At 65.3% G+C, this 22,971-nt stretch carries 26 protein-coding genes and 1 pseudogene; 11 read left to right on the top strand and 16 right to left on the bottom strand.

Annotated elements, in window-relative coordinates:
- Positions 1-298 precede the first annotated feature (298 nt).
- From U6958_RS23655 to U6958_RS23645, 3 genes are read left to right on the top strand one after another with little or no spacing between them, the layout of a single operon-like run.
- Positions 299-616 (top strand): type II toxin-antitoxin system PrlF family antitoxin, encoded by a 318-nt coding sequence (locus tag U6958_RS23655; protein ID WP_023098543.1) that lies wholly within the window; start codon positions 299-301, stop codon positions 614-616.
- Positions 616-1,074, top strand: a complete 459-nt coding sequence (locus tag U6958_RS23650; protein WP_009518525.1) for a type II toxin-antitoxin system YhaV family toxin — start codon at positions 616-618, stop codon at positions 1,072-1,074. Before U6958_RS23655 ends, U6958_RS23650 begins: the two co-directional genes overlap by 1 nt.
- Positions 1,075-1,100: 26 nt before the next feature.
- Positions 1,101-1,478 (top strand): DUF3742 family protein, encoded by a 378-nt coding sequence (locus tag U6958_RS23645; protein WP_009518524.1) that lies wholly within the window; start codon positions 1,101-1,103, stop codon positions 1,476-1,478.
- Between the two features lie 15 nt (positions 1,479-1,493).
- On the opposite strand, the gene U6958_RS23640 is transcribed toward U6958_RS23645, so the two are convergent.
- From U6958_RS23640 to U6958_RS23565, 16 genes are all read right to left on the bottom strand, one after another.
- Positions 1,494-3,011: a conjugal transfer protein TraG N-terminal domain-containing protein gene (locus tag U6958_RS23640; protein WP_009518523.1), complete on the bottom strand. Its 1,518-nt coding sequence runs from the start codon at positions 3,009-3,011 to the stop codon at positions 1,494-1,496.
- A 14-nt stretch (positions 3,012-3,025) separates the two neighbouring features.
- Entirely contained in the window at positions 3,026-3,385 is a 360-nt protein-coding gene (locus U6958_RS23635; RefSeq protein ID WP_009518522.1) for a hypothetical protein, read from the bottom strand.
- Positions 3,382-4,776: an integrating conjugative element protein gene (locus tag U6958_RS23630; RefSeq protein ID WP_009518521.1), complete on the bottom strand. Its 1,395-nt coding sequence runs from the start codon at positions 4,774-4,776 to the stop codon at positions 3,382-3,384. The genes U6958_RS23635 and U6958_RS23630 overlap by 4 nt, the downstream gene beginning before the upstream one ends.
- 9 nt (positions 4,777-4,785) lie before the next feature.
- Positions 4,786-5,733: a TIGR03756 family integrating conjugative element protein gene (locus U6958_RS23625; protein ID WP_009518520.1), complete on the bottom strand. Its 948-nt coding sequence runs from the start codon at positions 5,731-5,733 to the stop codon at positions 4,786-4,788.
- Positions 5,730-6,176 (bottom strand): TIGR03757 family integrating conjugative element protein, encoded by a 447-nt coding sequence (locus U6958_RS23620; protein ID WP_009518519.1) that lies wholly within the window; start codon positions 6,174-6,176, stop codon positions 5,730-5,732. The genes U6958_RS23625 and U6958_RS23620 overlap by 4 nt, the downstream gene beginning before the upstream one ends.
- A gap of 163 nt (positions 6,177-6,339) precedes the next feature.
- Positions 6,340-6,834 carry a DNA repair protein RadC gene (gene radC / locus U6958_RS23615; protein WP_009518518.1) on the bottom strand — a complete coding sequence of 165 codons (495 nt, stop codon included), beginning with the start codon at positions 6,832-6,834 and terminating at the stop codon, positions 6,340-6,342.
- A 175-nt stretch (positions 6,835-7,009) separates the two neighbouring features.
- Positions 7,010-7,774 carry a thioredoxin domain-containing protein gene (locus U6958_RS23610; RefSeq protein WP_023098544.1) on the bottom strand — a complete coding sequence of 255 codons (765 nt, stop codon included), beginning with the start codon at positions 7,772-7,774 and terminating at the stop codon, positions 7,010-7,012.
- Between the two features lie 24 nt (positions 7,775-7,798).
- On the bottom strand, positions 7,799-10,690 hold the full coding sequence (locus U6958_RS23605; RefSeq protein ID WP_023098545.1) for a conjugative transfer ATPase: 2,892 nt from the start codon (positions 10,688-10,690) through the stop codon (positions 7,799-7,801).
- The gene (locus U6958_RS23600; protein ID WP_023098546.1) at positions 10,690-11,139 is read right to left on the bottom strand and encodes a TIGR03751 family conjugal transfer lipoprotein; all 450 of its coding nucleotides are present in this window, start codon (positions 11,137-11,139) and stop codon (positions 10,690-10,692) included. The genes U6958_RS23605 and U6958_RS23600 overlap by 1 nt, the downstream gene beginning before the upstream one ends.
- A complete protein-coding gene (locus U6958_RS23595; RefSeq protein WP_023100422.1) occupies positions 11,120-12,538 on the bottom strand; it encodes a TIGR03752 family integrating conjugative element protein in 1,419 nt (472 codons plus the stop codon). Before U6958_RS23595 ends, U6958_RS23600 begins: the two co-directional genes overlap by 20 nt.
- Positions 12,528-13,439: a TIGR03749 family integrating conjugative element protein gene (locus U6958_RS23590; protein ID WP_023100423.1), complete on the bottom strand. Its 912-nt coding sequence runs from the start codon at positions 13,437-13,439 to the stop codon at positions 12,528-12,530. The genes U6958_RS23595 and U6958_RS23590 overlap by 11 nt, the downstream gene beginning before the upstream one ends.
- Positions 13,436-14,128 carry a PFL_4703 family integrating conjugative element protein gene (locus tag U6958_RS23585; protein WP_023100424.1) on the bottom strand — a complete coding sequence of 231 codons (693 nt, stop codon included), beginning with the start codon at positions 14,126-14,128 and terminating at the stop codon, positions 13,436-13,438. The genes U6958_RS23590 and U6958_RS23585 overlap by 4 nt, the downstream gene beginning before the upstream one ends.
- The gene (locus U6958_RS23580; RefSeq protein ID WP_003105639.1) at positions 14,125-14,523 is read right to left on the bottom strand and encodes a TIGR03750 family conjugal transfer protein; all 399 of its coding nucleotides are present in this window, start codon (positions 14,521-14,523) and stop codon (positions 14,125-14,127) included. The genes U6958_RS23585 and U6958_RS23580 overlap by 4 nt, the downstream gene beginning before the upstream one ends.
- Positions 14,524-14,534: 11 nt before the next feature.
- The gene (locus tag U6958_RS23575; RefSeq protein ID WP_003090173.1) at positions 14,535-14,894 is read right to left on the bottom strand and encodes a TIGR03745 family integrating conjugative element membrane protein; all 360 of its coding nucleotides are present in this window, start codon (positions 14,892-14,894) and stop codon (positions 14,535-14,537) included.
- Positions 14,895-14,910: 16 nt separating this feature from the next.
- On the bottom strand, positions 14,911-15,144 hold the full coding sequence (locus U6958_RS23570; protein WP_003090170.1) for a TIGR03758 family integrating conjugative element protein: 234 nt from the start codon (positions 15,142-15,144) through the stop codon (positions 14,911-14,913).
- Positions 15,141-15,524 carry an RAQPRD family integrative conjugative element protein gene (locus U6958_RS23565; RefSeq protein WP_003090167.1) on the bottom strand — a complete coding sequence of 128 codons (384 nt, stop codon included), beginning with the start codon at positions 15,522-15,524 and terminating at the stop codon, positions 15,141-15,143. Before U6958_RS23565 ends, U6958_RS23570 begins: the two co-directional genes overlap by 4 nt.
- Before the next feature lie 203 nt (positions 15,525-15,727).
- On the opposite strand from U6958_RS23565, the gene U6958_RS23560 reads away from it, so the two are divergent.
- The 8 genes and pseudogenes from U6958_RS23560 (at position 15,728) to U6958_RS23525 (ending at position 22,960) form a co-directional block, all read left to right on the top strand.
- Complete coding sequence (locus U6958_RS23560; protein WP_003050245.1) at positions 15,728-16,198, top strand: helix-turn-helix domain-containing protein; 471 nt, start codon at positions 15,728-15,730, stop codon at positions 16,196-16,198.
- Complete coding sequence (locus U6958_RS23555) at positions 16,195-16,770, top strand: PIN domain-containing protein (protein ID WP_003153636.1); 576 nt, start codon at positions 16,195-16,197, stop codon at positions 16,768-16,770. The genes U6958_RS23560 and U6958_RS23555 overlap by 4 nt, the downstream gene beginning before the upstream one ends.
- A gap of 17 nt (positions 16,771-16,787) precedes the next feature.
- The gene (locus tag U6958_RS23550; protein WP_016852809.1) at positions 16,788-17,702 is read left to right on the top strand and encodes an AAA family ATPase; all 915 of its coding nucleotides are present in this window, start codon (positions 16,788-16,790) and stop codon (positions 17,700-17,702) included.
- Complete coding sequence (gene cap8, locus U6958_RS23545) at positions 17,699-18,169, top strand: type III CBASS phage resistance system CD-NTase-associated protein Cap8 (RefSeq protein ID WP_003090160.1); 471 nt, start codon at positions 17,699-17,701, stop codon at positions 18,167-18,169. Before U6958_RS23550 ends, cap8 begins: the two co-directional genes overlap by 4 nt.
- Complete coding sequence (gene cap7 / locus U6958_RS23540) at positions 18,166-18,666, top strand: type III CBASS phage resistance system CD-NTase-associated protein Cap7 (protein WP_003090159.1); 501 nt, start codon at positions 18,166-18,168, stop codon at positions 18,664-18,666. The genes cap8 and cap7 overlap by 4 nt, the downstream gene beginning before the upstream one ends.
- Positions 18,666-19,562: pseudogene (locus U6958_RS23535) on the top strand (CBASS oligonucleotide cyclase). The gene cap7 and the pseudogene U6958_RS23535 overlap by 1 nt, the downstream one beginning before the upstream one ends.
- A gap of 38 nt (positions 19,563-19,600) precedes the next feature.
- Positions 19,601-20,326, top strand: coding sequence for a CBASS effector endonuclease NucC (gene nucC, locus U6958_RS23530; RefSeq protein WP_003050273.1), 726 nt, complete (start codon positions 19,601-19,603; stop codon positions 20,324-20,326).
- 9 nt (positions 20,327-20,335) lie between these two features.
- On the top strand, positions 20,336-22,960 hold the full coding sequence (locus U6958_RS23525; protein ID WP_023085359.1) for an AAA family ATPase: 2,625 nt from the start codon (positions 20,336-20,338) through the stop codon (positions 22,958-22,960).
- Positions 22,961-22,971 lie beyond the last annotated feature (11 nt).

The raw sequence follows: 22,971 nt of genomic DNA, 5'->3' as shown, positions 1-22,971 counted from the left end.
CGGATGTCCTGTCGCGGGCCGAGCGGGGTGCCTTTTTGCCTTTTCGAGGTAGGGCCATTCCCCTTGCAACCCATTCCCTCGCCATTTCGACCCTTTACAGCCTTTGGGTATAGGGCGACGGGTGCTGACCGTCCACCGCCAATGCGGGTTGCGGAAGGGCCGTATTGATACAGGAAGGCTGGCTGTTCACGCCCTACGATGGGCCGATTCTTGGACTCGGGAGAACGCTGTGAGGCCTCAGATTGACAAAGTAAGGAAATTTCCTTACCATGCAGGTATCGCAATCAGGAGAGTCGCCATGCCTGCCATCCACGAAGTCGCCACGCTGACCTCTAAAGGCCAGATCACGCTGCCCAAGCCCATCCGGCAGGCGCTCGGCGTCGATGCCGGCGGCAAGCTCGCGTTCGATCTGCGGGGCAGCGAAGTCGTCGTCACCCGTGTTGATGCCGAGCACGAGGACCCCGCCATTGGCGCGTTTCTGAGCCTGCTGGCCCGCGACATCGAAGCTGGCCGGAACGTCCGGGGCCTGCCCGAGGATCTGGCGCGCGCCATGCTGGAGCATGCTGGCCACGGTGTGAACCTGGACGAGGAGATCGACGGGAAAGTGGAACTCTGATGCAACGGCATGGCTGGACGCTGCTCTTCCACGACTGCGTGATCGAGCAGTTGCAGAAACTGCATGCGGCCGCGAGGCGCGCGCAGGAGAATGACCCGGCGGGCTTCGAGTCCAATGCCAACGTCAAGCTCTTCCGGGCCCTGAGCCAGTTGATGTTGGATGTGGTGCCAGGCGATCCGGCACGCGACGAGTACCGCCAGGGCAACACCTTGGGACCTGCCCACCGCCACTGGCGAAGGGCCAAGATCGGACGGCGGTTCCGGCTGTTCTTCCGGTACGACTCGAAGGCGAAGGTCATTGTGTACGCCTGGGTCAACGATGAACAGACCCTGCGGTCTTCGGGTAGCAAATCGGACCCGTATGTCGTGTTCGAGAAGATGCTCGGACGCGGGAACCCACCAGACGACTGGCACGCGCTGATACAGGCAAGCAAGCAGGATTGGAGCAAACTGGAATAGGCATCCCTCAGTAGCAGGAGACGACCATGAACACCACGACACGCATCAGCACCGCAGAACGCCTCGGCCGCACCTTGGGTCGCGGATGGCGTGCCTACGTGCGCGGCGAACGCCGGGCATCGAGTTGGTTGGTGTCCAAGGGGATGCCGGCGGCCGGTGCCACCGCGTTCGTGTGGGTGGTCAAGCTGGTTGCGCTCGGGGTGCTGCTGTACACCACCTTCTGGCTGGCGGTGTTGCTACTGCTGGGCGTTGCGGCGGCATGGTTGGCTGGCAATTCGGCTAGGGATGATGACCGCTGGGCGCAACAGGATGAACTGCGCAATGGCGAGGCGGGCTTTGGCCTGTATTCTTCCAATGGCCAGCGGCTCGACCCTCACGACCCGAACGATCCGTTCGATGACTGAGGTTTGGACTGTCCGTCACAGAACCTTGCCGGCTACCTTGTTTACACCTGACCCGGCGCTATCACGCGCTTCCTTGGAGCCGACAGCAAGGTTCTGAGCAATCACCCCAGCCTTAACTCCGACCCACCCCAAGGCAGCGACCCAAAACGTCGGCAGGACCAGAAACATCGTGCCCGTGACGAACATTAGGAGCATGTCACCGAAGGCGTTGTTCAGTCCTACCAACGGGTCGAAATTGGTGTGCGGCCGGTTCCAGCCGAACCCCCAGCCATAGAGCGCGTCGAGGATGGTGCTGTCAATCCAGCGTGCAAGCTGAAACCAGAAGTCCGTGAAGAACAGCGCGAACTGCACGACGCTGACCGTGACCACCGTCTTCAGGTCATAGGTGCCCACGACCAGCACGAGCGGGATGCAGATAACCAGTGCCATCTTGAGCAATGCAAGCACCATGGGCAGGGCCTGCCTCGCGACGTCCATGGCTGGAAACGCGGCAATCGCGCCGACTGCCATCCCAACATCGCCCGTGGCCCGCGTCACAATGTTCGGCAGGGTCTTGTCGATCTGGCCGCCGTAGTCGGTATAGACGCTGCCCTGGTTCAATTTCTGCTGCCGCGGTGACGCGATCGTGCGGATTACCGAGTCGTCCACCTCGGCTCGGCTCAGGAACCCGGCCCAGCCCGCCAGGCGATTGAGCAGGCTCGGGTCCACCTGTCCCAGCAAGCGTGCCCGCAGGCCATTACCGCCATCGGCCCACCATTGCCTGCAGGTCGGGTAGCCACCGCCACTGGATACCTGAGCCAGCCCGGCGTCGCGGTTGCTGTCATAGGGCCAGTCATCGCGCGGCGTGCTGGAACGGTACGTGTCGTAGTAGCCGTTCGTGTCGGTGAAGAACCGCGATCCGATCCAGGTCACGTCGTGCATCTGCTGCTCATCGAGCTGAGGGCGCTGCATGAACAATTTGGCCCGTGCAGGCCCATAGCAATCCCGCGAGAAATCCGCTACTTCCTGAGCCAGCACCGGGTCATCGATGCGCGTGGCGTCGATCTCCATGCGCATCTGCCGCAGGTCCGTGCCACACGGGATCGCCGCCACCGAGGCGCTCGTGACGGCGCGCGAGAGTGCATGCATGAACGCCCACCAGACGGGCACCTTCGCCGACTGGTTGTTGATGGTGCTGAAGGACTGCGACCAGCCGGTATCCGTGGGCTGCGGCACGCTGACCTGGCACTGGGCCGAGCGCGAGCTGTCGTACTGGATGGTGTTCAGGTCCACGTCGATGAACGGAATGCCGGCGAACATCACCACCACGATGGCGACGAAGACCCGGTTCTCGATGCGGGCGGCGCTCAGCACGCCTTTATTGCCCTCGTCGGCACCTTCCGCACGGGCCTTCAACCACTCCTGCACGATGATGGCGACGAAAGGCAGCGCGAATACCCCGCTGGATACCAGCACCGCCCAGATGCCGTTGTTGACGATCCAGGACACCAGCGTCAGGTAGTACTCCAGGTAGTCGGTCGTGAAAAGCGTCATCGCGCCATCTCCCCTCAACCGGCCTGCATCAGCAGGCTGGCTTCCAGCGCCACGATGGCGACGACGCCCGCGACCTCGGTGCGCACCAGGCGGCGCCGCGCCTGGGCGTCGTCCTCACGTACCAGCAGCCGGCGCCGCATCCAGACCCAGCCATAGGCCGTCGCCCCGTACAGGCACAACCGCCACACGAAGAAGTAGCCCGATGCGGCCGCGAGCCACCGCTCCCAGCCGGCCACGCTCCCGACCAGGTAGATGCCGGCGACGTTGGCCCCCACCGCAGCGGCGACGATCACCACCGCCCACAGCAGTGCTTTCGCCGCGCGCCGGCTGAACAGCCAGCGCAAGGGGCGCCAGGTCATGCGCATTGCGCTCATGGCCGGACTCCCGGATTGCCCTTCTGCAACTGGTCGAGGCGGTCGGGCACCGGATCGCCCTCGTAGATGCCGCGCGAGCCGGCCGCGCGCGTACCATGGCGCTGGATGATCGCCATCGGCGAGTTGTTCGCCAGCTCGCGGCGCAGCTCCAGCTCCGTTTTCAGGTTGCGGATCTCCCGGTCGAGCGTGTCGCTCTCGTGGTTCACAGCCTCGACCGCCAACTCGTTGGCCGCCACGTTGGGCTCCTTCTTTCCCGTGAGCAGCGTGCGCTGGAGCAACAAGGCCTTCTCCAGCACCGACGACAGCGCCACCTCGGACGCAAGGCGCCGCGCCAGCAGGTCCTGGTCCGGCTCGTCGCGCAGCGCCTCGATGACGCCGCGCGTGATCGGCAGCGACGTGCTGCCGGCCTCGCGCAAGTTCTCGAAGGTGGTGTTGCGCACGCCGGAAACCAGTTCCTGCAAGACTTCCAGTTTGGCTTCGTACTCCTCCTGGATCAGCGGCGTCAGCCCGACGCCGGGCACCGTCTCGGTCTTGGTGCAGGAATCGCACGTGCGCTGCACCTGTTCCCCGAGGACCCGGGTGGCCCATTCGGTCGCCTGCTGCGGCGACGTCCAGGTCTGGCAGGACAGGCTCGCGCAACTGGCGGGCGCGATGGAGGATGTGTCCGTCACGCCGCGCCCGTTGACCAGGTTGTAGCCCGCGCGGGTGACGTCGCCGACCACCCGAATGGCGGACTGGCCTGCGCCACCGGCATTGCTGCCGCCCACCCAGGGAACGCCGTCGTTGCCGCGGCGCGTCTCAGCCTGCTCGACGGCCGAAACGGCATCGTTGCTGCCAACCGCGTCACGCAGGGCCATGCCTTCGGCCATCTGGCTCCAGCCAAGCTGGCCGCCCGCCGTCTCGGCCATCTTCTCGGCCATCGCGCGGCACGTCAGCTTGGAGCGGTCGAAGTCCAGCCGCGCCTGCAGCACGCCGTTGGTCAGCAGGTTGTACAGGCCGGGATCGGCGCGCTGAATGATCAGCGCCGGCAGGGACGCCACCGCGCTGGTGGCGCTCTGGATCACGTTGCTCATGATCTGCTGGAAGCCGTTCGTGATGCCGTTGAGCTGGTTGCGCAGCGTGGTCTGGATGCTCATGTCGCCGCAGATCAGGTTGCTGTTCCACCCCAAGCCGACCCCGATGGAGCGCATGCCAGCCGCGCGGCCCATGGACACCGCGCTGCCGCCTCCGATCGAGTACATGACGTCATCGCCAATGACGGGGCCGCTGTTCTGGTATCCGACCTGCGCCCACGCCAGGCCGCAGACCAGAGCGAGCGTGCCGGCCAGCGCCGTCGGGCGCAGCAAGTAGCACGCCTTGGCGGAAAGGTTCATCGGTTCAGGACGCTTCATCGTGGCACCTCAGAGGAAATCGACGCTGCCCAGGAACACCTGCCCGCGGCGTTCGCAGCAGGCATACGGCCGCCACAGCGCCCAGGCGTAGTCGCCTTGCTGGGCCTGGGTCAGCGTGCCGCTGTGGGGGAAGACCACGCAGGTGTTCGACAGACGAGGGGTCAGCTCCTGCCACTTCCCGGTGGAGGTATCGCCTTCGACCAGCGCCCCGGCCGGCCAGTAGCCGTCACGGGCGTTGGCGAGCAGTGGCTGGTACACGTGCAACTGCCCGCGGCGCGTGACGACATCGCCCGCGCGCTGGGCCACCACCGCCCCGGATTTGTGGTCGTCGGTCTGGTGCAGGAAGCCACCGCGTGGATAGACATTGCCCCAGAGGTTCATCGTGGTGCGCGCACCGACCTCACGCATGCCCGGAATCAACGCCTCCGGGTAGGCCATCTCGGGCACGTTGTAGCGCCAGGCCAGCGTGTCCAGGGTGCTGAGCAGATACGGCATGAAGGCCGTGCCCGCGCCTTGGCAGAAGTAGCCGGAGGACGAGGCGAACTGGTTGAACACCTCGCCGCCGGGATGGCCGATAACATCGCTGTTCTTGAATTTGGCGAGGTTGTTTTCATGATCCTCGTTCGTGGTGCCGTCCCCGCCGGCCTGGGCCGAAGGATTGGGCGTGCTCATGGCGCGCACTTCAACCCAGGGGTTCTCGCCGGTGTTCGAGTACGACGACACCACTGCATCGGGGATGTAGTGCCTGACCTTGACGGAGGTACGCACCGTGCAGCCGGTCCAGGTGCAATAGAGCCAGTAGCAGATACCCACCACCCGGTATTCCAGGCAATCGGGCGAAGCCACTGAACCCACGATGGTTGCCGTGTTCAGGGCGTAGCTGCCCGTGGCGCTAAGCAGCAGCACGGACGCGACAGCAGCTCGCATGCGGCGCAGAAGGTCGAATGGGTGGATCACGGTTCGGTCCTCCGGTGCTGTTCGATCCGCGCGATGGCGCGGGCCACGTCCGGCTCGCCATAGACCACATAGCGCTGGTCCACCACGACGGCCGGGACGGCGGTGATGCCCAGGCTCCATGCGTCCGTCACGCCCTGGTAGGCCGTCGCGATGCGCCGCTGAAGGTCAGTGCCTCCCTGGGTCAGCCGACGCTTGACCAGGGCTGTCGCCTGGTCGGGGTCGGTGGGCAGATTCGCCGAAAGCTCGGCCTCGATGCGCGGCGCTTCATCCAGCTCGATCAGCCGTTCGCCGCCCATGGTCTTGACCGGGTGGTGGCCGTCGGTGACGACCACCACGTCGGCGGCGAAGGTGACCGGGCTGAACACCGCCAGGGACGCCGGCAGCGCCACGGCCAGGCCAAGGGTTCGCCAGCCTGGTGCGAACCGGGTAAAAGCTGCTGGCATGTCATGCGCCCCGGAAGTTGATCAGGGCCATAGTCAAACGCCGAACCCCATGCGGTCCCAACAAACAATGCGCATCGCGGCCACCCCGCATACCTGCTTGTGTCGCCGCGAAGAAAAAGCGGAGGCCGAAGCCTCCGCGCTGATCAACGAAGCAGTGCAACACTTACAGCAGGCCGGACTCCGCAAAGGAGAACGGGGCACCCTGGCCGACGATGATGTGGTCCAGTACCCGCACATCGATGAGCGCCAGCGCGGCCTGCAGTTGCTGGGTCAGCACGCGATCCGCGATCGACGGCTCGGACATGCCCGAGGGGTGCTGATGTGCGAAGACCACCGCAGCGGCATTCAATTCCAGCACACGCTGTACGACGACACGCGGATAGACCGAAGTCGAGTTGATCGTGCCCCTGAACAACGGCTCGTAGGCCAGCACCTGATGCATGCTGTCAAGGAATACAGCGACGAATATTTCGTTGGGCTCGGCCACCAGCTTCACGTGCAGGTAGTCGCGCACGGCCGTGGGGTCGAGGAGTTTCGGACCCGCTTTGAAAACCCGCTTCTCCAGCAGTGCAATGGCTTGCTGGATGATCCAGTCCTCGTGCTGGGCAGCGATGGCGGAAAGCGACTCCAGGCAGGAGTCATTGACGACGAAAGACATGGCGAACCTCCAAATGGTGAGATCGGAGGGCGCGCGCCCGGGGAGGGCAAGCCCTCCTGGGGAACGAACAAGGTGCATCCATCACCGCGGGAGCGGTGATCGTTCGCGGCCAGGATGCGAGGCGAACGGGTTGCGGTCAGCGCAGCGGACTGCGCCGTAGCCTTGAAGACCGGGGCTACCTGGGCATGTCGCCGACGACGTCGGCAGGCATTTCCGATGTAGGTGTGGCGGCGGGATCGCGGGCCGCGAGCATGTCCATGGCCGACAGCAAGGCATCGCCCTCGATCGGACCCTGCAGCAGGATAGCCTTGCCGGTTTCGCGATCGTGTAGCCGCAGCGACGGCGTGGCGGTCACGCCGCTGTTCGTGGCTTCCGCAGTTTGGGCGCGAATCGCCGCGTCGGGCCGCTCGCTCGCGATGCACTGCTCGATGGGTGGCGTAAGGTCGGGGTAGCGCAGGTCCTCGGGCAAGCCCTGACCGTCGCTGCGCGTGTGGGCATATACCCACTCGACGGCCTGCCAGAAGGCGGCATGACCGCTGGCTTGGCCCGCGCATTCCGCCAAGCGCGCTTCCGCGGACGCGGCCGGCTCATGCGCTGCCAACGGGAGGTGATGCCATTGCAAGGCCACGTCCGCATTGCCGGCCACCCAACGCTTGAGCACTGGGAAATAGGACCGGCAGAACGGGCATTCGAGGTCCGCGTAGAGCGTCAGCGTGAAGCGTCCTTCCGGATTGCCCATCTGCCACGGAGGCCCAGCCACCTGCGTCTCGCTGACTGGCGCTGAAGTCTGAGGCGTGGACTGCCCGGGCCAACGGGACACGAGCCAGATCAGCAGCAGTGCAACCAGCGCTGCGGCCACTGTCCAAGGCCAGCTGGGCCGCCAGTGCCGACGGCGGAACGCCTGCACCTGCATCGGAATGGAAGGACGTTTCTGTTCCATGGCGTTCTCCGGTGTACGGCAGATTCAGGGCAGGTCCAGGGTCGGCGACTCGATGCCACGTGCCCGGTCGATCTTCTCAGCCACCTTGAAGGCGGCATCCAGCTCGCTGACGCCGTGCTGCCGCATGAGTTGGTAGCGTTCTGCCTTCTCCTCGGGCTCGGTTTGCGCGAGCGCGAGGTAGAGACTTGGCGGCACGGCGCGGAACAGCACTTCCATGCTCTTGGAGAGGATGACGCCCTCGGTGAACTTGCCCGCTTCCTTGCGTGCGGAGAGCATCAGCGCCTTCTGCGCCGGCGAGAGTTCGCGGAAGCGCGCGATCTTCTCCACCTCGTCCGGCGGCATCGACAGGCACACCCACCACTCGATCATGTTGAGCATCGGCTCCGCTGCACGTGGCAGGTCGTCGATGTTCTGCGTCGCCAGCCAGAACCAGGCGCCCAACTTGCGCCACATTTTTGTAATTTTCACGACATAGGGCGCGAGCAGCGGGTTCTTGGTGATGATGTGACCTTCGTCGGTCACGTTGACGATCGGCCGTCCCAGGTACTGGTCGCGCTCGGCGATGTTGTTCACCGTGCTGATCAGGCTGATGTAGGCGATGGAGAGCTGCGCGTTGTAGCCCTCGCGGGCATAGGTCGCCAGATCGACCAGCGTGATGTCGGCCTCGGGCCACGGCGTGCCGTCGCGGTCGAACATCTCGCCGTCCGTGCCTTGGCAGAACATGTCCATCGCGTCCGCCATCTCCAGCAGCCGCGCACGGCGCATCTCGGGCAACGTCGGGTCCTGGCCACGGGTGCGCAGTGCATTGCGCACATCGCGCGTGAGCACGGTGCGCTTCTCCGCCACGCAATGTTCGGCGGCGTCGAGGATGCACTGGCGGATCAGCGAGCGGTCGGCCCGCGTCATCCGCGCTTCTTCCTTGTCTTCGCCGCCCGTGATCATCAGCCGTGCCGTGATCTCCAGTTCGCCGAGCACGTCGCGCTGCTCATCCGCCTCCATGGCCGAGGCATCCGGTGGCAGGTCTTCGTCCAGGGCATCGGCATCGAGCGTCTGCACGTCGCTGGGCGTTTCGATCAGCCGGCGTGCGTCGGCGAACGGCGCCAGGCTGATGCCCGATCCGGGGGCCAGCTTGACCCGGTTCACGGTCAGGCCCAGGCGCCGCGCGAAGTCGCTGAACAGGCCGAAGCTGTTGCCGGCTTCCACGATGAAAAGCCGCGGCCGGTAGATGGCCGTCACCTGGTTCAGCAGGTTGTTGAGTGTGGCGGACTTCCCCGAGCCGGTGGGGCCAAATAGAAACAGATGGGCATTCATCTGCCGATCCAACCTGTTCAAGGGGTCGAACGTAATCGGGCCGCCGCCGCGATTGAACATCGTGATGCCGGGATGCCCCGTGCCCTGGGCGCGGCCCCATACTGGCGACAGGTTCGCCGCGTGCTGGGCGAACATCAGTTGCGTGTACCACCGGCGCCGGTCCTTGCCGGGGTTGTAGCAGCACGGCAGCCAGCGCAGGTAGCTGTTGAGCGGCGCCACCTCGTCGTCCTCGCGCACCGGCTGCAGGCCGGCGTTGAGCATCACGTTCGCGAGGTCCAGGCCGCGCCGATCCAGTTCCGCCTCGTCGCGCCCGCGTAGGTAGAACGCCAGAGTGCCCCGGTAGAGCTTGTGCGCGCTGCCGATCAGGGAGCGGGCTTCATGCACGTCCTTGAGCGTCTGCTCCGACGCCAGCGTCTCGCCCACAGCTTTCTTCGCCAGATGGTTGAGGTCCGATTCGAGGACGTCCTGCGGCGTGGCCACCATGGTGAGACACATCAAGGTGTCCTCGGGCATCTGGTCGAACAGCGTGTTGATCGCGTCCCCCTTGCGGGTCTCGCCGGTCAGGTGCCCGGTGCCGGGCGGCATGCGCAGCCGGTCGGTGATCAGCACGCGGTGCGGCATGCCGTCGAAGTACCAGGCCCCTTGCGCCACGTCCGAGCGCGGCTGCCCAAAGAACAGCCGCTGGCTGAAATCCCGCCCGCTCGCCAGCTCGATCTCGCCGGCCTCGCTTTCCTCGGTACTGTCCGGATAGCGCGCCAACGCGTAGAAGCGCTCCCGGTCCTCCACCCCAGGCCCGAGCAGCGTGGGGCGCGGGTTGAACCACCGCAGCAGCCAGTCGTGGACGTCGGCCGCGACCATGCGCCGGGCCTGGATGCCGGCGTTCGCCAGGCCGCCGCACAGGCGGTCGCAGACGATGCCCAGCATCTGCTCGGGTGTCTGGCCGCGGCGGTTTGCCTGTCCCTGTCCGCTCGCGCGGCGGTACACCACCATGCGCACGCGCCGCGTCTGGCCGCGCCAGCGCAGCCGCGTGACCACCGTGTCCTCGAACAGGCCGCCGGGCTTGGCCACAGCGCGCAGGTGGTGGCCGAAGAAGCGCAGGTAGAACTCGGTGAACGCCGAGCCGCGCGCACGTGGCTGCACGTAATCGCGCAAGGTCTGCATGTACTGGTCGAAGCTCGGTTCGTCCTGGGCATAGAGCTGGAGCACCCACGGGTTCTCGTCCAGTTCATCGAAACTGTCCTGAAGCGCGTTTTCCAGGGCGTCGCGGGCATGCGCGAGCCAGCCGGGTTCCCGGCCTTCGGTGCCCAGCGGCACCAGCTCGTAGAACGCCGCCACCGATTGGCCGTCCTCCAGGAGCATCGATTTCGACTCGGGCATGAACTCCACCCAGGGCAGCAGTTCCACGAAGGACGGCGCAACGTCGTACAGCGCCTGCTCGTCGGCCACGGTCGCTGGCTTGCGGCCGTGGACTGCCGAACCGGGTTCGGGGATGCCGGCCTGGCGCAAGGCCTCGACGTGGCGCTGCCAGCTGTCCGGCTGCTCATCGCTGGCCGGGCTACTGGAGCCGGCGCCGGCCAGCTTCGGCCATGGGAGTTTCCACCGCATCAGTAGTCCTCCACGCGCTCGCCCGGCATCGCGTACTGGATGCGCTGGTAGAGCGGGAAGACGGTCGTGTAGCCGGGCACCGGCACAGGATCGGTGCCGGCCAGGTGCGGGTACACGTACATCACGAGATCGGGATTGGGCAGGCGCTGGAACTGGCGGTGGACCTCATTGCGCGCGGTGCGCGTGTAGCGCATCTGCTCGACAGGTGCGGCCTGCACGTCGGCGTCGGTCAGGGGCCGACGCAGGCTCTGGCGCGCATCGAGCAGCTGGCGGCCGGCGTTCCGTCCGGCTGCGCCACCGCCGTCGCCGGCCTCCTGCTGCCAGATATCCATCATCGTGCGGTCACCGTGGGTCAGCAGCTTTTCCTTGCTGGTGGCGCAGCCGCCAAGCACCGCGACGGCGAGGGCCAGCGCCAGGCCACGGGCCAGGTTAGTCAAGTTCAAGGGCATGGCTTTCTCCTGCGCGGTGATCGACCTTGCGGCCTTCGGGATCGAAGTCGATGGCGAGCGGCTTTTCGAGGTGGACGGCAACCTTGGCGCCGGGCTGGACATAGACGGCGGCGAACGCCTGGCCGTACAACTTGTTGACCCAGGCCGACATGTCCCGCACGCCGCCCGCCAGAATCTGGCCGACCGCTTCCTGGCCGGTGATGCCCACGGTGCCGATGGAGCCGTCCGAGCCGACATAGGACATGCGGCCGCTGTCGCTCTCGATGAGCGAGGCCACGCCGGCACCGGCCGCGGTGATCAGGGCCTGCGAGCCGAGGTACTGCTGGGCATTGCTGCGCCGCTCGCCGCTGACGCAAGGAATGCCGTGGGGATCGCTGATCCAGCCCAAGCCGTCGCGCTGTTGGTTGTTCTGCTGGTTGCCCTCGCGGTCTTCGGGGATCGTGCGAATCGTCCCGTCGTGGAAGACGAACGTGATGCTGCGCACCTGACCGCGCACGCACGACAGCGTCCAGTCGCCCGAGGCGGTGCCGCTGAACACGGCGCCGGCCACGTCGGGAATGTCGATGCCATTGGCGGTCAGGTTGTCCGGCCCGACCAGGACTTTGAACGGATAGGGATCATTGACCGTGCCGTCGATCGGCACGCGGCCGATCAGCGCGGTCATGGCGACCGAACCCATGAGCGTGGAGTTGGTCGGCACGGTATAGACCGGCTTGGCACTCTTGACCCCGGCGGCGCGGGCGCCCGCGTTGGCCACGGTTTCCGCGGTGGTTTCGAGCGTGCTCTGCGCCGGGCCGAAGCTCGTGGGGAAGCTCATGCCGCCGCTCGCGCCACGCCCCCCGTTGCGCCCCTCGGCGGGCTTTGCGTCGTCCGGCTCGACCCACCGCACGCCGCCCTCCATGCCGGCCTCGTCGCCGCCCTGCAGCCCCAAGCCCACGGGCAGGTCCGCATGGCCGCCGCCGCGCCCGCCGATGCTGTCCAGGCGCCGCTGCAGGTCGGCGAGCAGCCCTTCGGTCTGCTGGCGCGCGCTGGCCGCCTGCTCCTGGTCGCGGCGCAGGTTGGACCGCTCGGATTCGAGCGCCGAGTTGATGCGCTGGTCGATGGAATTCTCGCGCTGGCGCAGCCGCTGGTTCTCTTCGCGCTGGGACTTGTTGTCCGAGAGCGCGGTCTGAAGTTCGGTGCGCAACTGCTTGACCTGCGCAACCAGCGTCGCCACGGTGTCGCGCGGGGTGTCGCCTTCGATGCCCAGCGCCTTCATTTCCTCGGGCGTGAGCTGGGCGCCGTTGTCCGCCGCGGGTGGCGCCGTGCTGCCTCCACCCGAGAACAGCCGGATACCGACGAACAGCACCAGGATGGCGACAGGGATCATCAGCCACTTGAGCAGGCCGTTACTGCGCATGGCGGGCCTCCTTGGCGTTCTCGTCGCCGTCCGGCTGCGGCAGATGCACGGCAGGGTCGAAGCGGTGAATCGCCGGCAGCAGCGACTGCGCGAGGCCGCGGCCGCCCGTGACCAGGTAGAGGACGGTCGTGTCCTCGGGCGTGCCGCGCGGGCCCAGCGCCTCGTGCTGGAAGGTGGCGGTGAGGAAATCGCCTTGCAGCATGCGCGGGTCGAGCGTGATCCAGCCGCCGCTGCCGTTGGTCAGGCGCACGGCAGTGACCCACTGGTCCTCCAGCCGCCACGACGCGAGCGCGACCGCGCGCACGGGCAGCGTTGGCATCAGTGTGTCCAGGTCGAGGTCGCGGCGCAGGTTGACCCGCATGACGCCCGGAAGCGGCTCGACGGTGCGCAGCGGTGCGTAGAGGTTCTGCGCGGCGAAGCGCGTCAGCACGACAGGGACCGGAGTTTCGCGCCGCGCGGTCCGCGCACCTGCCTGGCCCTGGGCGCGTGCCGGGGCCTCGGCACTGTCGGCCTGCTCGCCATAGCGTCCCGGTGCGCTGTCACCCTCGACGATGCGCACCGGCTCCAGCTCGGCTTCCCCGTCCTTGGGCGGTTCGGCTGCGATGTCCAGCAGGATCAGCGCGCCCGTGTCGGCGTCCTGCAGTTGCAACCGCGTGGGCTCGATCGGCTCGCTGGCGCGCAGGTACACCGCGCCACCCGCACTCTGCACGCGCAGGCGTTCGCCCACGCCCGCGGGCACGCCCACGCGCACGTTCCGGTCGATGAACACGATGCGTTCCTGACCGACCTTCAGCGGCACTGCCAGTGGCGTGCGTTCCCAACGCAGGATCTCCACCGCCTGGGCGACGGGTGCCGCGGCCACGGCCAGTAGCCCCAGCAGCGCGAGTACAGGATGCTTCATGGGGTGTTTCCTCCTTGAGGCGCTTGCGGAGACAGGCCACTCGGCGCCGGGCGCGCCGGCTCCGGTGCACTGATGCGCTGGGGCGCGCCTTCGTAGCAGTCCAGCGCCAGGCCGAACGGGTTGCGGGCGGGATCGACGTCCACCCGCGTGACCTTGATCGGATAACGCACCAGGGCGCGCTTGACCTGCTCGGCGCCGTAGTACTCGTCCGCCGTGATGTCCAGCGTCACCACCCAGTCGCGATCGGACACGGTGCGCACGCGCGCCGTGGGGTCGTCGCCATAGCCGCGGCCGGGAATCTCGTAGATGCCGCGCACGCGCTGGCGTAGCTCGCCGGTGGAGCGGCGGTAGTCGTAGTCCGCGCGAAGGAAGGCCTGGCAGGACGGGGTGAGGTACGGCGAGAGCGTGTGGAGGTTGCGCGAGTAGTCTTCTTCGCCATTGGTCGGCCAGCGGTTCAGCGTCTGGAACACGTAGAACGTGAACGCATAGACCGATTCGGGCGGCACTTCCCACCACTTGCGGGTACTGCCAGAGCGCAGGTCGGGCGGGACGTGGATGGTCAGGTCGCGCGGCGCGCTCCACCAGCCGCCGCCCATGACCAGGGCGACAATGACCAGCGCGCCCGCGCCCAGGCGCAAGGTCTTGATGTGAGCCTGCAGGTGGGCGATCTCGTTCTTGAAGCGACTCATCGCATGCTCCTGCGGGTGGACCAGAAGCCCGAGCGCGAGATCAGCACGTGGCCGCCCACCCAGCCGGCCATCAGCGGATGGCGCGTTGCGATGCGCCACTGCAACTGCCGATAAAGCCAGGTGTCGGGGCGCCCACGCTTGAGGCGGCGCAGGATGCCGCCGCCGATGAACACGCCCAAGGCCACGCCCAGGACAACGAACGTCGGTGCGATGGCGATCGTGCGGAACACCCACGAAAGCGGCGCGCCGACCAGCAGGCCGGCGGCGCCGGACAGGCCGCAGCAGATCCACAGCTCGTCGGCGGTGAGGCCGCGCACGACAACGGGATGGCGGTTGAGCCGGTGCGGAAGGAACGTGACCGTCCCGTCCGCACGGACGTGCTGCTGCTCGGACATACCGGCCTCGCTTACAGGATGCCGGTGGCTTCGGTGAGCAGCCAGATGCCGATCACGAGCAGCACGGCGCCGATGGCGACCGTGAGGCCGAACTGGCCCCACGTCTTGCGGCCGGTGTGGATCTCCGCGTAGGTCCCGTAGGCGTGGTAGCAGACGCCGATGAACATCGACGCCACCACCAGCAGGGCCACGAGCATGATGATGTCGTAGCCGTAGTTGCGGATGGTCTCCATGATGCCGTTGCCGGTGCCGCGCGTGGGGTTCTCCAATTGCGGCAGACCTTGCGCGAACGACAGCGCGGGCAGCGCGGCGGCGCCCAGGGCCACGGCGGCGCGCTGGGCAAAACGGGAAGTGAGGTTGCGGTTGTGCATGGTCGGGCCTTTCAGGTCAGGACAGAAGGAAGAAACTCAGAACGAGGTACATCGCGACGAAGCGAATGCAGACGCCGAGGAACTGGCGCTGGTTGAGGCGGCTCTCGGACCACCCCACGTAGGCCGTTCGGATGGCCCAGACGCCCCACACGAGCAGGACCGCGAGCACGACGCCGACCAGGACGGTCGCCATCGCGGAAGGCGCGATACCGCTGTTGGCTTGAAATGCCGAGACCTGGGCGCCGTTCATTGCTTGCCCCCCGCAGTCGTCGCCGGCAGCGGCTCGGCCGCCCGCTCGGTGCGGTAGTCGCCGGCCAGTTCGGAGGGGTCGCGCGGCTGAGCGCGCGATGGCGTCAGGTGAAACTGGATGCCGGCGCGAACGCGCGCCAGGTCAGCCAGCAGCCGCGGGTAGTCGAAGTGGTAGCGCTCGCCCGGCTGGATGGGGGCATGCGCGGCGCTGTCCGCGACGGTGCGCTCCAGCGCGTCGAGCTGGCGCAGTGCGGCGACCAGCTCCTGGCGCTGTGCCGGGGACTCGGCCAAGGCCATCTGGGACTGACCCAGCAGGAGGGCCGTCACGAGAAAAGTGGGCACGCCGCGATGCGCGGCGCGCAGCCAGATCGAAGCCACCATCGCGCCATTCCTGTGTGATCAGCAATGGGGTGATCGTGGAGATCAGGGCTGTTTTAGGCCGCAAACAATAGGAACTGGCGGACGACCGGATTGGGCATACCGCGAGCGAACCTACAAAAGCCCGGGTTGAGTTTCGATTATTGCGTTTTTCGAGTGTTTCGAATATGATCGGCTCTGCAACCGTTTTCGCTTAGGAGCTACCCATGACCACCGCCACTGCCCAATCCAAGATGACCCTTCCCGCCGCGGGAGAGGTTAAGGCAGCCGTCCAGGGTCAACGTGCCTTGGCGGCTTACCTCGCAACCCAGTTCGAGACGCAGCACATCCAGATCTTTGATGACCACAAACAGGCTCATCAGGTGGAACTGCCTACCTCGGCTTTACGCCTGCTGGTCGACATCCTGGCCGAGTTGGCCGATGGCAATGCAGTAAAGGTGGTGCCCGTCCATGCAGAGCTGACGACCCAAGAGGCGGCGGACTTGCTCAACGTGTCCCGTCCCCATTTCGTCAAGCTGCTAGAAGATGGGGTGTTGGCATTTCATCGCACCGGCAAGCACCGCAGGGTGAGGTTCGCCGATCTGATGCAGTACAAGGAAGCGCGCGAGCGCGCCAGTGAGCAGGCGATGGCCGAACTCGCTCAGCAGTCGCAAGAGTTGGGAATGGGATACGAATGAGGCATTCCCCATTCACCGCCGTCTACGACGCGTGCGTTCTATATCCCGCGCCACTGCGGGATTTCCTGATGTGGCTCGGCCTGTCTGGCCGCTTCCGGGCGCGGTGGAGCCAAGCCATTCATGAGGAGTGGAAACGCAACCTGTTGATCAACCGCCCCGATCTCACCCGGGTTCAGGTCGACAGGACGTCGGATCTCATGGACAGGGCCATTCCGGACGGCTTGGTGGAGGGCTACGAAGCGCTCGTGGCAGGCCTGACATTACCCGATCCGAATGATCGGCACGTCCTGGCTGCGGCGATTCGCTGCGGTGCGAGCGTGATTGTGACGTTCAACGAACGTGATTTCCCGAACGATCTGCTGGCTCCGTACGGCATCGAATCGCAGCACCCCGATGAGTTTGTGGACAACCTGCTGGATCTGGATGCGGCCGCCGTAGTGTCGGCTGCGCAGCGCCAGCGTGCCCAACTCAAGCATCCGCCGATCGATGTGGACCGCTATCTCGAAATCCTGCTGCGCCAAGGCCTTGTGCAAACGACCAAGGTGCTGGCGACCTATCGCACCATTCTCTGACCCGCCGAGAGCCACGGATGACCAAGAATCCTTCATCAGACGCCACTTTGCCGAAAGGCATCCATCGAAGCTGGAAGCTGCCGGATAAGTCGCTGGGTGACTTGTGGGATTCGATCGTGATGGACGAAGCCATCAAAAAACAGTTGCTGTCACAAGCGATCGTCAACTTCACGGTGCGCCCCAAGGTGGAGCGCACGGTACTCCCCCTGCACGGCGTGATCTTGTTGGTCGGCCCGCCGGGGACTGGGAAGACCTCCTTGGCACGGGGCTTGGCGCATCGTGTGGCCGAATCTTTTTCTTCTGCGAAGTTTCGATTGCTGGAAGTGGAGCCTCACACGCTGACGAGCTCTGCAATGGGAAAGACTCAACGCGCCGTGGCAGACCTGTTCTCGCAATCGATCGCAGAATCCGCAGCGGCGGGCCCGACGATCGTCCTTCTGGACGAGGTCGAAACGCTTGCGGCTGATCGAGCGAAGCTCAGCCTGGAAGCCAACCCGGTTGATGTGCACCGGGCCACCGACGCGGTGTTGGTGCAGTTGGACATGTTGGCCGAACGCAACCCGCATCTGCTGTTCGTGGCCACCAGCAACTTCCCACAGGCCGTCGACAGTGCCTTCCTATCTCGTTGCGACATGGTGATGGAGGTGCCACTGCCCGGCAAGGATGCCTGCAAGCAGATCCTAGTGGACTGCCTGAATGGCCTGGCAAAGACATTTCCGGGGATTGGCAAGCTTTCCTCGGCTCACCAGTTCGACGTGTGCGCTGGCGAGTGCGTCGGATTGGATGGTCGGGCCATTCGCAAGGTCGTAGCCAACGCCCTCGCGGCCGACCCGCAAGTGGCTATCGATCCGAACAAGCTTTCCGTAGAGCACCTGCGCAGTGCGATACGACAGGCAAAGCAAATGCGCCTTCAAGGAGGGAAGCAAAAATGACCACCGTTGTCAGCCGGACGTTTCGCAGCTCGCCGCACCGCGATGCGTTGCAGACATGGGATGCCATTGTCGAACTGCTCACTCAGGGCAAGGACGGCACGGCTCGCTCTGAACTCAGGGCCGTGACGGGCGTGGCCGCCAGCTTGATCGCCGACCAGGCACCCAAGAGCGCGCCCATCGTTGCGACATGCGATGGACCACGGACCAGGATCTACTGCCTCTTCGACGAAGACGCGATCGATGGTGATGATGCCAACGAAGAAGTCTTGGGGTTCGAGCCGTTGAAGGGAGACTGGGGAGTCTCGCTGCCGTGTCCGAAGGAGCAGCTCGGCTGGGTGCAAAGCGCGCTCAAAAAGCACAGTTCTCGCATCATTGCACGGGACTTGAGCCAAGGAATTGCCACGCAGGCGCAGGCCGATGCTGGGCAAGCGCTGTCGCTCGACCTCGGAGGTTTCCTCAAGTCATGAGCACCGTCGCCACCTACTCGTACACGCACTCGGTTACCTATGTGACCGACAACATCCTCAAGAGCTTGAAAGACATCATCCTGCTCAGTGGGCTGGACCCTGAGCACTTTGCGGATCGCTGGGAGAGCAATACCCGAGCCATCAAGACGTGGCTCGGGACCGGTGATCTGCGCAAGGTGATTCTGGAGATCTACAACCCGGCAACCGACAAGCTCGTGACCCGATGGGATATCGACATCGTGTATGGGTGGTCCGATGGCGACGGCAGCTTCTGGACAGATACCGAGCAGTTGAAGTACGCGATCAAGAAAGCTGGGCTGCTGCCATCGCAGGCCAAGTACAAGTTAATGCTCGATACAAAGCCAGGGCGACCTGATGTGGAGGGATGGAGCAAAGGAAGTTATCGCTCGACGGATGGAATGGTCAAGCAGAGCCTAGGCTCGACTGTCGAACACAGCGGCCTGGCGGGTCAGGCCGGATATTGGAGGCAACGCTGATGCTGTCGATCGATGAAGCTTTTCGCAAGTTCAAGTCGCGTCTGGAACTCAACGAACGCGAACAGAAGAATGCCTCGCAACGCCAGAACGAAGTGCGGGACTACCTGCAGACCAAGTTCGGCATTGCGCGCAGCTTCCTGACCGGTTCCTATGCTCGATACACGAAGACGAAGCCGCTCAAGGATATCGACATCTTCTTCGTGCTGAAGGACTCGGAGAAGCATTACCACGGCAAGGCCGCATCGGTAGTGCTGGATGATTTCCACTCTGCATTGGTGGAGAAATACGGTTCGGCGGCCGTGCGCAAACAGGCGCGCTCGATCAACGTGGATTTCGGTGTTCACATCGACGCGGAGGACAACACGGACTACCGGGTGGTCAGCGTGGATGCGGTGCCCGCATTCGACACCGGCGACCAGTATGAGATCCCCGATACGGCGTCCGGAAAGTGGATCAAGACGGACCCGGAGATCCATAAGGACAAGGCGACCGCAGCGCACCAAGCCTATGCCAATGAGTGGAAAGGTCTCGTGCGCATGGTGAAGTACTGGAACAACAATCCCAAGCACGGCGATCTGAAGCCGGTGAAGCCCTCGTTCCTGATCGAGGTAATGGCCCTTGAGTGTCTTTACGGCGGCTGATCGTTCGATCGCGAGATCCAGTCGTTCTTTGCCACGCTTGCCGATCGAGTTCATGACGAGTGGCCGGATCCCGCCGGACTTGGCCCGGCGATCAGCAACGATATGGATGCCGCGCGCAAGCAGCGCGCGCAGCAGCTGCTGTTCCAGGCGAGCCAGGACGCAAGCATCGCCATCGACCACGCGCGTCGTGGTCGCAATATCGAAGCGCTTCGCGCCTGGCGCGCACTGTTTGGCCCCAAGTTCCCACTGTCCTGATTCCATCGGCTTCCATACACGTCCCATCGAGGTACAGCATGTCCCAGTGGTCGCTTTCCCAGCTCCTGTCGTCCCTGCATGAGGACATCCAGCAGCGCTTGTCCGTAGTACGCAAGACCTTCGGTCACCCGGGTACGAAGGGGGATGCGAGCGAGAACGTCTGGATCGACATGCTGGATACCTATCTGCCCAAACGGTACCAGGCGGCCAAGGCGCATGTGGTGGACAGCCTGGGGAACTTCAGCCAGCAGATCGATGTGGTGGTGTTTGATCGGCAATATTCGCCTTTTATCTTCACCTACGAGAACGAGACGATCATTCCAGCCGAAAGCGTGTACGCCGTTTTCGAGGCCAAGCAGACGGCTGACGCGGGGCTTGTGGCCTATGCCCAGGAGAAGGTCGCCAGTGTGCGCAGGCTGCACCGCACGAGCCTGCCGATCCCGCACGCTGGCGGGACCTACCCAGCGAAGCCGTTGATTCCGATTCTGGGTGGCTTGCTCACCTTCGAGAGCGAATGGAGTCCTGCATTGGGTCCATCCATGGACAAGGCGCTGAACGCAAACCTCACCGAGGGGCGTCTGGACATCGGATGCGTTGCCGCCCACGGGCACTTTTTCTATGACCAAGCCAGCGGCGCGTACAGCTACACCAACGAAAACAAGCCGGCGACCGCGTTTCTTTTCAAGCTGATCGCGCAGCTTCAGTTCAGTGGAACGGTCCCCATGATCGATGTGGAGGCTTACGGTCAGTGGTTGACCAAGTGAGGGGGCGCTGTGGCAAGCATACGTTCGGAGTACCACCGGTTCCTGGCGCACTTGGCGCAGCGGCACGTGCACGACGACGTGCGCCGGCTGGCGCACCTGGTGCTCGATCACCTGCAGCCACTGGCCGAGGTCGGTGCTGCACGCCGGGGGCGCTCCACGCGCTTGGCGCCGCTGGCCATCGCGCATCTGGCGCAAATGCCTGTCGCCTACGACGGGGACGCGCGCGGCCCCGAAAACGGGCCGGCGTTCGGGCGACTGCACCAGCTCGAAGTCGGGCCGTTTCGAGGATTCATGCGGCAGGAGACGTTCGACCTCAGCCATGACATCACCTTGGTCTACGGTGCCAACGGCACCGGCAAGAGCAGCTTCTGCGAAGCCTTGGAAGTGGCGATGCTCGGTTCGATCAGCGAAGCGCAGGCCAAGCGGGTCGACCAGCGGACGTACTGCAACAACGCTCGCCTGCGCCGCCACGTCGCGCCAGTCCTGTCGTCTACGGCGGCGGGCGAAGCGCAGGCCGTCCAGCCCGACGAAGCTGAGTATCGCTTCTGCTTCATCGAGAAGAACCGCCTCGACGATTTCGCCCGAATCGCCGCGCGGACCCCGAGCGATCAGCGCCAGCTCATCGCCACCCTGTTCGGCGTGGACCAGTTCAGCGAGTTCGTGCGCGGCTTCAACCCCTCGCTCGATCAGGACCTGATGCTTGCCGGCGTGCAGGCGGCGCAGCTGGCGCAGCGTCGCCTGCGGTTGGCGAGCTCCGAACAGACCATCGCCGCCTACCCGCAGAAGATCGCAGCGGTCGAGGGCCTGGAACAAGCTTTGGCGCAGCGCATGTCACCTGGCGCGACCTATCAAGCCTGCGTGGACTGGCTGCTGGGTACGCCGCAGCAGCAAGGACGGCTACCGTATGTCCAGGCTCAGCTGGACGCCAACCCGCCTGCCATTCACGAGGTGACCCAGGCCCGCCTGCAAGCGTTGCTGGCAGAGGCCTACCGCGTCCAGGGACTGTGGCAAGCGTCTTCCGCGCAACTCGCGGCCCGCGCGGGCGAGGTGTCGTACGCGAAGCTCTACGAGGCCGTGCAAGCGTTGGCGGACGGGGCGACCGCGTGTCCGGCATGTGGAACCGGACTGGCCGCTGTGGCACAGGACCCGTTCGCCAGGGCGCGAATGGGCCTGGAGCAGCTCGCGCAACTGGCCGTCCTGCAGCAGCAAGAGGCCGGGCATCGGACGCAGTTGAGCGAGGCGGTCCGAGCGCTGTGGGACGAAATGCGCCGCGTGGTGGCGGCGGCTGGGGTCGCTTGTCCTGCCGAATCGCAGGCCGCGGGCCTGCCACTGCTGCCTCCCACGTCGGCGGGCAATTGGCTCGGCGGCTGGGTGAATGGGGACCAGCGCGCCTGGCAAGCCCTCTTACGGATCGCACAGATCATCGAAGGCTTCGACGCGCAGGCGCGCGACGTGCATGCCCAGCGCGGCGCGATGGCCCAGGAGCGCGACCGCCTGCAACAGCATCAGCTGGAGATCGAACGGCTGCGGACCATGCGCACGACTGCGGATCAGGAGCTGGCGGCCGCCCGCCAAACCGTGGCCCAATTCGACGACGCGAACCGCGGCCTGATCCAGGCGGCCACGGACGAAATGCCGGTGGTGGTGCACCATCAGCGGGTCAAGGCCGCCTACGACGGCTTCCTACCCGAGATTCAGGCATACCTGACCGCTCTGCCGGGGGTTCTGCTACAGGGGCTGGGAGACCAAGCCCGCCATCTCTACAACGCATTCAACCGGGCCGATCCGCCCGGCGATCTGCTGCACGCGCTGTGGTTGCCCGTGGCCGAGAACGGCAAGATCGAGGTGGAGTTCGCCGGCGAGCCGGGCGTGCGCTACGACGCGTTGATCGTCTTCAGCGAAGGGCACATCAAATGCTTGGGTCTGGCGATTCTGCTTGCCAAGAACCTCGCGCAGGGCTGCCCCGTGGTCATCTTCGATGACGTCGTCAATGCGATAGACGACGACCATCGCGATGGCATCTGGCGTACCTTCTTCGAGGACGGTTTGCTCCACGGCAAGCAGGTTATCCTCACCTCGCACGCAGAGGAGTTCCTGCACCGCATCCAGCAGGAGTTGGGCGTGCGCCGCGCCGCGGCCATCAAGCGCTACAAGTTTCTCCCGCATCAGGGAGAGCACGAACTGCGGGTCGACAGCGACCCGCCAGCGAAGAACTATGTTCTTCTGGCCCAGCAGGCGTTGGCGGCTGACGAGAAACGCGAGGCACTGCGCCAGGCCCGGCCGGCGCTGGAGAGTCTGACGGACCGCCTGTGGACGTGGCTGGGTCGGCGGGCGGACGGCCGGATCGACATCAAGCTGAGCGGGCCCCGCGCGCCTTGGGAGCTGAACAATAAATGCACCAAGTTGCGGTCGGCCGTCGAGCGTATCGCGGCGCAACATGCGGGTGCGCCGGATGCCGTAGGGGCGTTGGTCAGGCTGCTCAATGTCAGCGGTACGAGTATTGAATGGGGTTACCTCAATAGCGGTGTGCACGACGCTCAGCGCGATCATGAGTTCGATCGGGCGACGGTAAGAACGGTCGTCGAGGCGGTTACGGCGTTGGATGCTGCTCTTGATACCCTGCAGAACCGATGAACGGCACACGG

It is taken from the genome of Delftia lacustris (assembly GCF_040267515.1).
Taxonomy (GTDB): Bacteria; Pseudomonadota; Gammaproteobacteria; order Burkholderiales; family Burkholderiaceae_C; genus Comamonas; species Comamonas tsuruhatensis.
Note: the sequence above shows the minus strand (reverse complement) of the source record. Positions and strands in the feature narration are given on the sequence as shown.

Bases quoted from the DNA above. Each gene is read 5' to 3' on its own strand.
- U6958_RS23655 (WP_023098543.1), top strand. From the start codon at position 299: ATGCCTGCCATCCACGAAGTCGCCACGCTGACCTCTAAAGGCCAGATC.
- U6958_RS23650 (WP_009518525.1), top strand. From the start codon at position 616: ATGCAACGGCATGGCTGGACGCTGCTCTTCCACGACTGCGTGATCGAG.
- U6958_RS23645 (WP_009518524.1), top strand. From the start codon at position 1,101: ATGAACACCACGACACGCATCAGCACCGCAGAACGCCTCGGCCGCACC.
- U6958_RS23640 (WP_009518523.1), bottom strand. From the start codon at position 3,011: ATGACGCTTTTCACGACCGACTACCTGGAGTACTACCTGACGCTGGTG.
- U6958_RS23635 (WP_009518522.1), bottom strand. From the start codon at position 3,385: ATGAGCGCAATGCGCATGACCTGGCGCCCCTTGCGCTGGCTGTTCAGC.
- U6958_RS23630 (WP_009518521.1), bottom strand. From the start codon at position 4,776: ATGAAGCGTCCTGAACCGATGAACCTTTCCGCCAAGGCGTGCTACTTG.
- U6958_RS23620 (WP_009518519.1), bottom strand. From the start codon at position 6,176: ATGCCAGCAGCTTTTACCCGGTTCGCACCAGGCTGGCGAACCCTTGGC.
- radC (WP_009518518.1), bottom strand. From the start codon at position 6,834: ATGTCTTTCGTCGTCAATGACTCCTGCCTGGAGTCGCTTTCCGCCATC.
- U6958_RS23610 (WP_023098544.1), bottom strand. From the start codon at position 7,774: ATGGAACAGAAACGTCCTTCCATTCCGATGCAGGTGCAGGCGTTCCGC.
- U6958_RS23605 (WP_023098545.1), bottom strand. From the start codon at position 10,690: ATGCGGTGGAAACTCCCATGGCCGAAGCTGGCCGGCGCCGGCTCCAGT.
- U6958_RS23600 (WP_023098546.1), bottom strand. From the start codon at position 11,139: ATGCCCTTGAACTTGACTAACCTGGCCCGTGGCCTGGCGCTGGCCCTC.
- U6958_RS23595 (WP_023100422.1), bottom strand. From the start codon at position 12,538: ATGCGCAGTAACGGCCTGCTCAAGTGGCTGATGATCCCTGTCGCCATC.
- U6958_RS23590 (WP_023100423.1), bottom strand. From the start codon at position 13,439: ATGAAGCATCCTGTACTCGCGCTGCTGGGGCTACTGGCCGTGGCCGCG.
- U6958_RS23585 (WP_023100424.1), bottom strand. From the start codon at position 14,128: ATGAGTCGCTTCAAGAACGAGATCGCCCACCTGCAGGCTCACATCAAG.
- U6958_RS23580 (WP_003105639.1), bottom strand. From the start codon at position 14,523: ATGTCCGAGCAGCAGCACGTCCGTGCGGACGGGACGGTCACGTTCCTT.
- U6958_RS23575 (WP_003090173.1), bottom strand. From the start codon at position 14,894: ATGCACAACCGCAACCTCACTTCCCGTTTTGCCCAGCGCGCCGCCGTG.
- U6958_RS23570 (WP_003090170.1), bottom strand. From the start codon at position 15,144: ATGAACGGCGCCCAGGTCTCGGCATTTCAAGCCAACAGCGGTATCGCG.
- U6958_RS23565 (WP_003090167.1), bottom strand. From the start codon at position 15,524: ATGGTGGCTTCGATCTGGCTGCGCGCCGCGCATCGCGGCGTGCCCACT.
- U6958_RS23560 (WP_003050245.1), top strand. From the start codon at position 15,728: ATGACCACCGCCACTGCCCAATCCAAGATGACCCTTCCCGCCGCGGGA.
- U6958_RS23555 (WP_003153636.1), top strand. From the start codon at position 16,195: ATGAGGCATTCCCCATTCACCGCCGTCTACGACGCGTGCGTTCTATAT.
- U6958_RS23550 (WP_016852809.1), top strand. From the start codon at position 16,788: ATGACCAAGAATCCTTCATCAGACGCCACTTTGCCGAAAGGCATCCAT.
- cap8 (WP_003090160.1), top strand. From the start codon at position 17,699: ATGACCACCGTTGTCAGCCGGACGTTTCGCAGCTCGCCGCACCGCGAT.
- cap7 (WP_003090159.1), top strand. From the start codon at position 18,166: ATGAGCACCGTCGCCACCTACTCGTACACGCACTCGGTTACCTATGTG.
- nucC (WP_003050273.1), top strand. From the start codon at position 19,601: ATGTCCCAGTGGTCGCTTTCCCAGCTCCTGTCGTCCCTGCATGAGGAC.